15 protein-coding genes and 1 riboswitch are annotated in these 12,101 nt (G+C 40.3%); all 15 genes read right to left on the reverse strand.

Translation table 11 applies throughout. The features are described 5' to 3' along the window. Nucleotides 1-41 precede the first annotated feature (41 nt). The 15 genes from N521_RS01100 to N521_RS01165 all read right to left on the reverse strand — a co-directional run bounded on the left by N521_RS01100 (nt 42) and on the right by N521_RS01165 (nt 12,047). Nucleotides 42-608, reverse strand: coding sequence for a TetR/AcrR family transcriptional regulator (locus N521_RS01100; protein ID WP_017359293.1), 567 nt, complete (start codon nt 606-608; stop codon nt 42-44). Between the two features lie 146 nt (nt 609-754). After that, a complete protein-coding gene (locus N521_RS01105) occupies nt 755-1,357 on the reverse strand; it encodes a DUF3885 domain-containing protein (protein ID WP_035389337.1) in 603 nt (200 codons plus the stop codon). A gap of 406 nt (nt 1,358-1,763) precedes the next feature. Further along, a complete protein-coding gene (gene sufB / locus N521_RS01110) occupies nt 1,764-3,161 on the reverse strand; it encodes a Fe-S cluster assembly protein SufB (RefSeq protein ID WP_007500362.1) in 1,398 nt (465 codons plus the stop codon). A 17-nt stretch (nt 3,162-3,178) separates the two neighbouring features. After that, entirely contained in the window at nt 3,179-3,625 is a 447-nt protein-coding gene (sufU, locus tag N521_RS01115) for a Fe-S cluster assembly sulfur transfer protein SufU (protein WP_008347017.1), read from the reverse strand. Beyond that, the gene (locus N521_RS01120; protein WP_035389339.1) at nt 3,615-4,835 is read right to left on the reverse strand and encodes a cysteine desulfurase; all 1,221 of its coding nucleotides are present in this window, start codon (nt 4,833-4,835) and stop codon (nt 3,615-3,617) included. Before N521_RS01120 ends, sufU begins: the two co-directional genes overlap by 11 nt. Next, a complete protein-coding gene (gene sufD, locus N521_RS01125) occupies nt 4,835-6,148 on the reverse strand; it encodes a Fe-S cluster assembly protein SufD (protein ID WP_035389341.1) in 1,314 nt (437 codons plus the stop codon). Before sufD ends, N521_RS01120 begins: the two co-directional genes overlap by 1 nt. A gap of 18 nt (nt 6,149-6,166) precedes the next feature. Beyond that, nucleotides 6,167-6,952, reverse strand: a complete 786-nt coding sequence (sufC, locus tag N521_RS01130; RefSeq protein ID WP_007500355.1) for a Fe-S cluster assembly ATPase SufC — start codon at nt 6,950-6,952, stop codon at nt 6,167-6,169. 210 nt (nt 6,953-7,162) lie between these two features. Next, on the reverse strand, nt 7,163-7,300 hold the full coding sequence (locus N521_RS19605) for a YuzK family famiily protein (protein ID WP_008356693.1): 138 nt from the start codon (nt 7,298-7,300) through the stop codon (nt 7,163-7,165). A 215-nt stretch (nt 7,301-7,515) separates the two neighbouring features. Next, nucleotides 7,516-7,884: a carboxymuconolactone decarboxylase family protein gene (locus tag N521_RS01135; protein ID WP_003212803.1), complete on the reverse strand. Its 369-nt coding sequence runs from the start codon at nt 7,882-7,884 to the stop codon at nt 7,516-7,518. 153 nt (nt 7,885-8,037) lie between these two features. Continuing rightward, entirely contained in the window at nt 8,038-8,859 is an 822-nt protein-coding gene (gene metQ, locus N521_RS01140) for a methionine ABC transporter substrate-binding lipoprotein MetQ (protein WP_007500351.1), read from the reverse strand. Nucleotides 8,860-8,873: 14 nt separating this feature from the next. After that, a complete protein-coding gene (locus N521_RS01145) occupies nt 8,874-9,542 on the reverse strand; it encodes a methionine ABC transporter permease (RefSeq protein WP_008347031.1) in 669 nt (222 codons plus the stop codon). Further along, a complete protein-coding gene (locus tag N521_RS01150) occupies nt 9,535-10,560 on the reverse strand; it encodes a methionine ABC transporter ATP-binding protein (RefSeq protein ID WP_017359288.1) in 1,026 nt (341 codons plus the stop codon). The genes N521_RS01145 and N521_RS01150 overlap by 8 nt, the downstream gene beginning before the upstream one ends. Before the next feature lie 155 nt (nt 10,561-10,715). Next, nucleotides 10,716-10,824: riboswitch (SAM riboswitch) on the reverse strand. 102 nt (nt 10,825-10,926) lie between these two features. Next, nucleotides 10,927-11,268, reverse strand: coding sequence for an SCP2 sterol-binding domain-containing protein (locus N521_RS01155; RefSeq protein WP_008347033.1), 342 nt, complete (start codon nt 11,266-11,268; stop codon nt 10,927-10,929). A 120-nt stretch (nt 11,269-11,388) separates the two neighbouring features. Then, nucleotides 11,389-11,691 (reverse strand): thioredoxin family protein, encoded by a 303-nt coding sequence (locus N521_RS01160; protein WP_024426005.1) that lies wholly within the window; start codon nt 11,689-11,691, stop codon nt 11,389-11,391. A gap of 11 nt (nt 11,692-11,702) precedes the next feature. Next, complete coding sequence (locus N521_RS01165) at nt 11,703-12,047, reverse strand: toprim domain-containing protein (RefSeq protein ID WP_008347035.1); 345 nt, start codon at nt 12,045-12,047, stop codon at nt 11,703-11,705. Nucleotides 12,048-12,101: the final 54 nt, after the last annotated feature.

A 12,101-nucleotide genomic window follows, 5' to 3' on the forward strand; every position in this document is an offset into this window, starting at 1 on the left:
GTACTAATCAGTACTAATTTGATGTAAAAAAAATGCTTCTGTTATCGAAGCAAGTTAAATAAATGATCTGCTGTTTTTGTGATGACAGTGGCATCCTTCAATGTTTCTGAAATAAATAACGCTCCTTCAAGATTTGTCATAAAAAGTGATGCCACTTCATCAATATGAATCGTCTTTCTGAATTCTCCATTCTCTACCCCTTGTTTTAGTAACAGAGAAACTTTCTTTTGTAATCCTGTAAAAAAAAGACCTATTTTTTCTTTTATTTGTGTGGCCTGTGCAGGACTTTGAATATAAAGAGTAATAAATGGACAGCCGCCCTTATACTCTCTCGACTGAACGCCTTGTGATAATTGCTTTAAAAACATTTGGGTACGATCTTCAACTGAAAATTGAGTCTGAGACATTACGTCGTCTATTGCAGCTTGATACATATCAATCCAATAATCAACGACCCCTTCTAATAATTCCTCCTTATTAGAAAAGTGATAATACACATTAGACTTTGACACTTTGCTTACACGAACTAATTCATCCATACTTGTATAAGCAAACCCTTTTTCCAAAAATAATGTTGCAGCCACTTCAAGTACACGTTTTTGATTCATTAATTTTATCTTTGTCATGATTAGAACTATACAGTACTAAATTATATGTTGCAAGTATTTATGATCATTTAGAAAAGAGTTTGATGAAAAAGTTTTCTCAATGCGGTCAAACGCAAATGAGGAAACTAACAATAAGAGAGTTTCTTTTAATTATAATCTTCTCCTACCAGTAAAGTACTATACTTTGTTTTAAATTTTTCATGCTTTCTCTCATCTTTAAATAATAAGAATGCCCCTCTGTCATCATAAATATGATAAATAAAATCTTTATTTATAAAGAATATTTCAGGATAACTACTATATTTGTCATTGAACCTCGGAGCCATACTTTTAAAATCTTGATTACATATTGCCTTGATTATTTTCTTGTACTCTATATGCTGTTTTTTTGTTTCTAAAGAATATTGAATGACTTTTCCATTCTCATCTTTAGAATTTTTTACATTGAGTCTATATTTATTAATTTTTTTTGAATACTTACTATATACTCCTATCGGCCTCTGTAATGAATGCTCGCTTCGAACAATTGTGACGACGAACAATAAATCGTTCTCCCCAAAAAGTTCATCAAATATACTTATTGCAACATTATAAACCTTATTAAAATATTGAGGATTTAAATTGCCTTGATCATTAAACTGATACATTTCTTTTTCGAGTTGAATATGAAGGCTTAGAGGTAACTCGTCAAAGGAATCATTAATTAAATCAATATTGAATTCACTTTGTAAATAATCTAGATGAACCATATCTCATTCTCCTTTCATTCTTTTATGTACAATTTTTATTTTCTTAATATATGACCACTTTTATTTAGTGTAGCTATACGCTCTCCGGATTTATTCATTATTTTGTAGTAACTTCCTCCATGAGAATTCTCTTTCCCAAAATCTCTTGAAATGGTCCAACCAGATGTAGGATCTTTCCACTCTTGTTTACCTTTAACCTTCTTAGTGAAAAGAGAAATCTTAACTCCAGTATCATTCAATAAAGATTTTTTACATTTTTTTATACATAGTCAACTTAGATGTAACCAATGAAATAGAAAAAGACGAACTTAAAAAGTTCGTCTCATACACTAAAAGGTCATCTTGATCGGCACAAATTCGGCACGCTTCATCAACCTCTTATATCAATCATTTTCAACCCTCTGTATTAACCAATAGAACCTTCCATTTCAAACTTAATCAAACGGTTCATTTCAACGGCGTATTCCATTGGCAGTTCTTTTGTGAATGGCTCGATGAAGCCCATGACGATCATTTCTGTTGCTTCTTCTTCAGAAATTCCGCGGCTCATCAAGTAGAATAGCTGTTCTTCTGATACTTTTGATACCTTCGCTTCGTGCTCTAATGAAATGTTGTCGTTTAAGATTTCATTATAAGGAATCGTATCAGATGTTGATTTGTTATCCATGATGAGTGTGTCACACTCGATGTTTGAGCGTGCACCCTCTGCTTTGCGTCCGAAGTGAACGATTCCGCGGTATGTGACTTTACCGCCTTGTTTGGAAATCGATTTCGATACGATCGTTGAAGATGTGTTTGGTGCAAGGTGAATCATTTTTGCACCTGCATCTTGGTGCTGACCTTTACCTGCTAGGGCAATACTTAATGTCATACCACGAGCGCCTTCACCTTTTAAGATGACCGCTGGGTATTTCATTGTCAGCTTAGAACCGATGTTTCCATCAATCCATTCCATTGTTGCATTCTCTTCACATACTGTACGTTTTGTCACAAGGTTGAAGACGTTGTTTGCCCAGTTCTGAATCGTCGTATAACGGCAGTAGCCGCCTTTTTTGACGATGATTTCAACAACCGCACTATGAAGTGAGTTTGTTGTGTAAACTGGAGCTGTACAGCCTTCTACGTAATGCACGTGTGCGCCTTCATCAACGATGATCAGTGTACGTTCGAACTGACCCATGTTCTCAGAGTTGATTCGGAAGTATGCTTGAAGTGGTGTATCTACTTTTACGCCTTTTGGTACGTAGATGAATGAACCACCAGACCATACAGCCGAGTTAAGCGCAGCAAATTTGTTGTCAGTCGGAGGAATGACTTTTGCCCAGTGCTCACGGAAGATGTCTTCGTTCTCTTTTAATGCACTGTCTGTATCTTTAAACACAATGCCTAGATCTTCAAGATCTTGCTTCATGTTGTGATACACAACTTCAGATTCGTACTGAGCAGATACACCTGCTAAGTACTTTTGCTCTGCTTCAGGGATTCCAAGCTTATCAAAGGTTTGTTTGATTTCTTCTGGTACTTCATCCCAAGAACGCTCAGAGCGTTCTGATGGTTTTACGTAGTACGTAATTTCATCAAAGTTTAATGCATTTAAATCTCCGCCCCATTGTGGCATCGGCATGTTGTAAAAGTGCTCAAGAGATTTCAAACGGAAGTCGAGCATCCACTGAGGCTCTTCTTTCATACGAGAAATTTCTTCAACGATCTCTTTTGTCAGTCCGCGCTCTGAACGGAAAATGGAAACGTCTTTATCAGAAAAGCCGTATTTATATTCACCAACATCTGGCATTTTTTTAGCCATCCATTTTCACTCCAATCTTATGATTTGCCGTTATCTTCGGCAGATGCGCCTTTTTCAAGCGCCTTCCAGGATAATGTTGCACATTTGATGCGCGCTGGGAATTTTGCGACTCCCTGCAGCGCCTCAATGTCACCAAGATCAATGGAATCGTCGTATTCTTTTCCTAGCATCATATCGGAGAAAATCTGAGACATTTTCAAAGCTGTTTCAATATCTTTCCCTTTAATCGCCTGCGTCATCATAGAGGCAGATGCCATCGAAATCGAGCATCCTTCTCCTTCAAATTTCGCATCGATGACTTTTTCGTCTTCGATTTTCATCGTGAGACGAATGCGGTCACCACACGTTGGGTTGTTCATATCGACGACAATGCTGTCGTTTAACACACCTTTGTTTCTCGGATTTTTATAATGATCCATAATCACTTGTCTGTACAGTGTGTCTAAGTTTACATTAAAAGACATTCGTAAAATACTCCTTTGTCTTACGGAGCGCTGCCATGAGCTCGTCAATCTCCTCTTCTGTATTGTACAGATAGAAGCTTGCTCTTGCAGTCGCTGATACACCAAGCCATTTCATGAGCGGCTGTGCACAGTGATGTCCAGCACGAATGGCGACACCTTCCGTATCTAGAACAGTTGAGGCATCATGAGGATGGACGTCGTCTAAGTTAAACGTCACAAGTCCAGCTCGGTGCTGCGGTCCGTAAACCGTGGCACCTTCAAGCTCCTTAAAGCGCTCAAGTGCATAAGTCGCAAGCTGATGCTCGTAACGGCTGACTTCTTCCATTCCGATGTCATTTAAGAAATCAATCGCTTTTCCGAGCCCAATTGCTCCTGCAATAATCGGTGTTCCCGCTTCAAATTTCCACGGCAGCTCTTTCCATGTAGAATCATATAGATCCACAAAGTCGATCATTTCACCGCCAAACTCAGCAGGCTCCATATTATTCAAAAGGTCCTTCTTCCCGTAAAGAACACCAATGCCAGTCGGTCCACACATTTTATGCCCAGAGAAAGCGAAAAAGTCACAATCCAAGTCCTGAACATCAATTTGCATGTGCGGGGTGCTCTGGGCACCATCGACGACGATAATTGCACCGTGATCGTGAGCAATCTTTGCGATGTCTTTAATTGGGTTGATGGTTCCTAATACGTTTGAGACATGTGTGACAGCAACGATTTTCGTTTGATGTGTGATGGTTTGCTTCACATCTTCAAGCGACAGCGTGCCGTCTTCCTGTAACGGAATATATTTCAATGTGGCGCCAGTTGCTTTTGCTGCCTGCTGCCAAGGGATGATATTCGCATGATGTTCCATATGCGTAATGACGATCTCATCGCCTTCTTTAAGGTTTGCTCTAGCATAGCTGATTGCCACTGTGTTCAGTGCTGTTGTTGTACCTCTAGTAAAAATAATCTCCTGGACAGAAGAAGCGCCAATGAATGCTCGAACTTTTTCTCTTGCACCCTCGTATGCGTCCGTTGCTCTTGTGCCAAGGGTATGAACACCCCGGTGGACGTTCGAGTTGTAAGACCGGTAATACTCATTCATTGCATCAATGACAACTCGTGGTTTTTGAGATGTCGCTGCACTGTCCAAATACACCAAATCATGTCCGTTCACTTGCTGATGAAGGATTGGAAACTGCTCACGAACGTCTTTGATATTCATTATTTTACTTTCCTTTCAATCACAGAAACGAGCTGCTTTTTAACTCCTTCAATCGGCAGTTCTTTGACGACTGGATTTAAGAAGCCATAAATGACAAGTCTTTCTGCATCTTCTTTGGAAATCCCACGGCTCATGAGGTAATAGAGTTGAATTGGATCAACACGCCCAACAGAAGCAGCGTGCCCTGCTGTTACATCATCTTCATCGATTAAAAGAATTGGGTTAGCGTCACCGCGTGCTTTCTCACTCAGCATGAGAACACGAGATTCTTGCTCCGCATTTGACTTCGTTGCGCCATGCTCGATTTTACCAATCCCGTTAAAGATAGAAGATGCTTGATCCTTCATGACACCATGCTTCAAGATATACCCTTCAGAGTTTTTACCGAAGTGGATGATGCTTGTTGTGAAGTTTTCCGTTTGATTCCCGCGGCCAACAACAACTGATTTCGTATCACCGAATGTACCGTCGCCCATAAGCTTTGTGATGTTTTCAGACACGACGTTTCCATCATTCATCAGACCAAGCGCCCATTCGATTTTACTGTCACGACCATTTGCCATACCACGTCTATTCACATAGACTGTCACACCTTCTGCAAGGTTATCCACTGCACCGTAAGTGACGCGGGCATTTGCACCCGTGAAGACTTCAGACACGATATTGAAGATCGCTTCTTCTGGTGTTGCCGTACTGATGTAGTTTTCTACATATGTCACAGCACTATGATCGTCTGCTACAACGATGACATGGTTAAACAACGTTGTTTCGTCATTTTCATGAAGATAAACGGCTTGAATTGGTGCTTCAAGCTCTACGTTTTTCGGTACATAGAGGAAAGCTCCGCCATTCACTAAAGCAGCATGTAGAGCTGTTAGTTTGTGCTCATCCACTTTCACTGCATCAGTCATGAAATATTTCTTCACTAGCTCTCCATGTTCGCGAATCGCAGTATGGATATCAGTGAAGATCACGCCTTTGTCTTTTGCTTCAGTAGAAAGAGACAAGTATGCTGGCGTTTGATCACGCTGAATATAGACTGTCTTATCTGTGTCCTCTAAATCAATAAGAGATTTCACTTCTTCAGGAAGCTCTTCTAAAGATCCAAATGGCGCACTTTCAACTGTATGCTGTTTGAAATTTGTTAAATTCCATTTTGAAATATTCGTTTTGTCAGGCTTTGGCATTGGGAGGTCTTCTGCTTTTTCAAGAGCCTGTAAGCGAAGGGAGCTCATCCATGCCGGTTCCTGATGCTTCTCGGAGAAGCTTTTGACATAATCTTGATCTACTGATAATTTCGTTTCTAATGTCATCAATAATCCTCCTAACGCTTACGCTTCTTGACCAACAGTTTCGTCTTCAATTCCTAACTCTTTTTTAATCCAGTCATAACCTTCTGCTTCTAGACGCTGCGCGAGTTCTGGTCCGCCAGATTTCACAATACGTCCTTGCATCATGACATGAACGTGATCTGGTGTGATGTAGTTCAATAGACGCTGATAGTGAGTGATCATTAAGCAGCCGAAGCTTTCGCCGCGCATTTTATTAATCCCTTTAGAAACAACTTTCAGTGCATCGATATCAAGACCAGAGTCGATTTCGTCAAGGATGGCGATTTTTGGTTCAATCATCATTAATTGAAGAATTTCGTTACGTTTTTTCTCCCCACCTGAGAAACCTTCGTTTAGGTAGCGCTGTGCCATATCTGGGTCCATTTCAAGGAATTCCATGTTTTCGTCCATTTTGCGGATGAATTTCATGAGAGAGATTTCATCGCCTTCTTCTCTGCGTGCGTTAATAGCCGAACGAAGGAAGTCTGCATTTGTTACACCACTAATTTCAGATGGATATTGCATTGCAAGGAAAAGACCCGCTTGAGCGCGCTCATCTACTTCCATTTCAAGAACATCTTCGCCATCAAGCAAAATGCTGCCTTTTGTCACTTCATACTTAGGGTGGCCCATGATAGCAGCAGATAAAGTAGATTTACCTGTACCGTTTGGTCCCATTACTGCGTGGAATTCTCCACCTTTTATTTCTAGGTTTACACCTTTTAAGATTTCTTTCCCTTCAATCTCAACGTGCAAGTCCTTAATTGTTAATGTCGAAGCAGTCATATATCGATACCTCCAAAATAATCATTATTCTCAATTTATTCTCATTCTAATTTTATAACAAATTAAAAGTGAATACAACACATTCACGACAAGCGTGAGAGGATGCTCTCAAAATTCTAACAAAAAATACAGGTAGATAAAAGGATTTATGTCGAAAAGACTGTTTTCATAAAGAAAGGGCGGGAAACTGTTCTCCCCGCCCCTTAGCTATCAATAGCCTCGTATATTCATTTTTGCGAGCTGTCTTTTCTCATCTCGATAGGACTGCTCTCGTTTAAGTTCTACTTTCATTCGTAAGTCATGGTCTCTTTCGTACTCTGCATAACTCATGCCATGAGATTGATGCATGGCCTTTTCCATCTCGGCGGTATAATCCAATCCCAGTGTACTCTGGTCCGAACAAATAATAAACCATTCCCTTCTCTGAGTGTAGCTTTATTGTATCAAAGGCATGCTGCTTCACTCAAAAAGGATATGACGCGGTATACTGGCATATTTTCTTACACACTTGGCTGAGAAGAACTCAACTCCCTGATATGGAAAAATACCACCTTATCCTTCCCTTAATGCGTCTGTCCTCCAAATTCATCAATACATTGCTGAACAACTGTGATGCCTTGACTTAGCGCAGCACCGCCGCCAAACGCTGCCGCCACACTGACGACCTCCAGCAAATTCTCTTCTGTTGCGCCTTGGTCGAGCGCTCCCTTTGTATGATAAATCATGCAATATTCATCCTGTGCATGAATGCTGATGCCAAGGGCAATCATTTGTTTTTCTTTTTGCGTTAATGAATCGCTCTGGAAGCACTGCTCCGTAAATTCATTAAATTTCTTGCCAAACACCGGCATTTTCTTCTGGAATTCACCCATTGCCGTTTTATAATCCGTCAATGATTGCTGCATCGATCCGCTCATATGTTGTTCATTCATCTTCATTCCATCCCTTCAAGTCATTTGTTCGTTTTTATTATGAGCGAGATTTGAAAAAATACACAAAAAAACCCCGCTTTGATGAAAGCGAGGTTGCAGATTATTGACAAAGGGCTAAAATAAAGATCATTTTAGCCCTTTGTCTTCTTTTTGTTATTCAGATACAGGCAATACTGCACCATCATACTTTTTGTCGATGAATTCTTTGATTTTATCAGAGTGAAGAACTTCCATTAATACCTTGATCTTCTCTGATTTTTCGTCACCTTTGCGAACAGCGACGATGTTTGCATACGGGTTATTTTTCGTTTGCTCAAGTTCGATTGAATCTTTTTTCGGATTCAATTTATTTTGGATCGCATAGTTAACGTTGATAAATACAGCGTCGCCTTCACTGTTTTCATAAGCTTTTGCTGTTAGTTCAGGAGCGATTTTTTTGAATTTTAGGTTCTTCGGGTTTTCTTTGATGTTTTTGACTGTTGCGTTGATTGTATCTACTTTTGGATCAAGCTTGATCACACCAGCATTTTGTAATAGGGCAAGCATACGTCCTTGCTCAGCTACGTTGTTTGTCATGATGATCGTGCCGCCGTTTGGAATATCTTTTACTGATTTGTATTTCTTAGAGTAGATACCGAAAGGCTCAAGGTGAACGGCACCAGCACTCACTAAGTTGTAATCTTTGTTTGATTTATTTTCTTCGTTCAAGTAAGGGATATGTTGGAAAAAGTTCGCATCCACTTCTTTTTCAGCTAATGCTTTGTTGTACATTTTATAATCGCTCAGTACTTTCACTTTTAGATCGTAGCCTTTTTCTTTTAGAAGTGGTTTTGCTTCTTCAAGAATCTCGGCATGTGGTGTTTTTGAAGCGGCAACCGTGATGGTTTTGTTATCGCTTGCGTTATTTGATGAACCGCAAGCAGCTAAAATGCCTGCAAATGCTAGAAATAGTGCACTTAAAATCAATTTCTTCATGAATAATTCCTCCCTTAACGTTTATCAATTTTATTTGTAATCAAATCACCGATTATTTGAATGATAAAGACGATGATCAGAATAAACACAGTGGCTACAAGTGTGACATCTGTATTACCAGATTGGTATCCTTCTACATAAGCAAGGTCACCCAGTCCGCCTGCTCCAATTGCTCCTGCAATCGCAGTAGAGCCAATCAGAGCAATCGCTGTTACAGTAATTCCTGAAATAAGGGCTGGCAGTGATTCTGGAAGCAATACTTTGAAAATAATGGTCGACGTTTTTGCTCCCATAGATCGTGCTGCTTCAATGACTCCTTTGTCTACTTCACGCAGTGCAATTTCAACAAGACGTGCGTAGAAAGGAGCTGAGCCAATGACAAGGGCTGGTAATGCTGCATTTGGGCCTAAAATTGTATGCATTAAAAATTTCGTAAACCCTAGTAAAAGAATAATTAAAATGATAAAAGGAATCGATCTGAAAATGTTGACGACTGCGCCGATGACAGCATTGATCGGTTTATTTTCCCAAAGGCCGCCTTTTCCTGTAAGGAAGAGCAGCAGACCAAGAATAATACCGATCACAAAGGCAAATGCCAATGAAATGAGTGTCATATAGACCGTTTCACCCGTCGCGTTCCAAATAACCTCTAGATCAACGTTCGGAAACCATTTCTCAAACATGTGTCATCACCTCGATTTCAACCTGTTTGCTTTGGATATAGGCGATGGCTTTTTCAACTTCGTTCTCGTCTCCATTAATATGGATAAAGAGTGTTCCAAACGCGCCTTCCTGCGTTTGAGAAATCTTTCCTTGCAGGATGTTCACATCGACCTTGAAGGATCGAATAATTTCCGTGATCAGCGGCTGTTCGGCAGAATCTCCAATAAAGGACAACCTGACGACCTGACCTTCTTTTACTCTCTCTAGGACGTGCTCGATCGTTTCTTTTGCTTCTTCTGGTTCAGCAAGCTGTTTCACGAATCGCTTCGTCATTTCTTCTTTCGGCTGTCTGAAGACACGTAATACTTCGCCTTCTTCGACAATACGGCCATTCTCCATCACTGCCACACGGTGACAAATTTTGCGAATGACGTGCATTTCGTGTGTGATCAATACAATGGTGAGTCCTAGTCGTTTATTAATATCGGCTAAAAGCTCAAGGATGGAATCCGTTGTTTGTGGATCAAGCGCAGAAGTGGCTTCGTCACATAGCAGAACTTTTGGGTCATTTGCTAATGCTCTCGCAATCCCTACACGCTGCTTTTGCCCGCCGCTGAGCTGAGAAGGATATGCATTTTCTTTTCCTTCTAAACCGACCAATTTAATCAGTTCGTTTGCACGAGCTCTCCGTTTTGACGTTGGTACACCTGCGATCTCGAGCGGGAACATAATATTTTGTCTCACTGTTCTTGACCAGAGCAAGTTAAAGTGCTGGAAAATCATGCTGATTTCTTGTCTTGCTTTCCGAAGTTTCGCATTCGATACTTCATTGATCCGGTTGCCTGCCACTTCAACGATTCCTTCTGTTGGCAACTCCAGACCGTTTAATAGGCGAATCAGGGAGCTTTTCCCAGCGCCGCTATACCCGATAATTCCGAATATTTCACCTTTATCGATATCCAAGTTGACGTCTTTCACGGCATCAACATTTCCGCTTTTTGAAAGATACGTTTTTGATACATTCTGTAAATGGATCACAGTCTGTTCACCTGCTTTCTTGCTGAATCTATAGGTTGCCATCACATACGTTCAATTATTCTTCCGACTGTTATGACTCTAGCCTGACGCAAGGTCAGTAAAAAAGACCTAACTGCAACGCAAGCAGAAAGGCCTTTTATATCAAATACGCCTTTCTCTCATCTTTCAAAGCGTTGCGGCTTTGAGTGAATTGGCACCAATTTCAGCTATGCTGACGGTTGCCGGGTTTCATAGGGCACGTCCCTCCACCTCTCTTAATAAGAGAAAATATGTTGTTTTATGTGATGTTCATGTTTTTACTAACGTAGAATATCATGCTATCTGAGATATGTCAACGCTGTAAATCGCTAATTTCCAAGTAAACGACTACGTTATCATTTTTCGAAAAAAACCGTTCGTCAGCCAAAGTACCGCTTCTAGTCTTAGAAGAGCTCGAAATGAGCCTTTCACTTTCACTTGTCCTCTGCTGATCAGCTGCTGTAAGGACATGTCTCCATCTAATAATTGCAAAATCTCTTTTCGCTCACCATAAAAGATGAGATCCGATAACTCAATTGCAGGTAGTTTCTTCACTTCACCACGTTCATCCACAATCAATGTACAAGAGTCCGTTTCCGCCTCAAATGTAATCTTCAAGGATGATGATGAGAGCAACGGCTTTAACAATAATCGCTGCCCTGCACTTCCATGGGCTTTCACATTTTCCACATGTATAACCTCCCTGTCATTTGGTTATACATAACATTTCTCTACAAACATCGGCTTGTCCTTTATAAATAGCTCGACAAATTTTCAAATGAATTGCTTGAAATATGACAAAAAACCGCTTTATTTAGCGGTTTCAATCATTTCGTGAAGATATGGAACGGAGTGAAAAGCATAGCCTTTTTGCACCAATTCTCCTTTTTTAAACAGTAGAAAGCAAGGAACACTCTCGATCTCAAATGCTTTTGCAAAACCTGGTGAATAGTTTAAATTGTTTTCGTAAAATGGTACATCCGGCTGCATGGCGTCTACGACTGCCAGCATTTTCTTTGCCAGCTGGCATGTTCCGCAAAACGGTGTATATAAGTATAAAAGAAATAAATCGTCCTCTATCTCCTTGAATTCATGCTCTTCAATCTCTTTCATATACGTCACCCTTATAAATATTTCGAATGAACATCAATGTTTGCAGCTAATAGAATAGATGCAATGTGGGCTGACGGTGAAGCGGCCACTTCGCGGTACGTTCTGTCGACAAAAAGATGCAGTGCTTCAGGGAATTCTTTTCGGAATTGCTTCCGCAGTTTGTCGCCAGCATCGTCACTGTCTGCTAATATGTAAACGTCTTTCCCGAATAAATCGTCCACAAGCTGATCCAGCTTCGATGTACTGATCGTGCCATTGGTGCAAATGATGGTAACAGGTTCACTTATGACTTCTTTTAGCTTCTGTTTATCTGATTTACCTTCTACAATGATGACCTTTTCTATCTCGACATTCATCACGATCACCCGGCCCTTTTGACGTTGATTCACTTCTTCCTTAGATTACAATCT

Source organism: Bacillus sp. UNC125MFCrub1.1 (assembly GCF_000701305.1).
GTDB classification, from domain to species: domain Bacteria; phylum Bacillota; class Bacilli; order Bacillales; family Bacillaceae; genus Bacillus; species Bacillus altitudinis.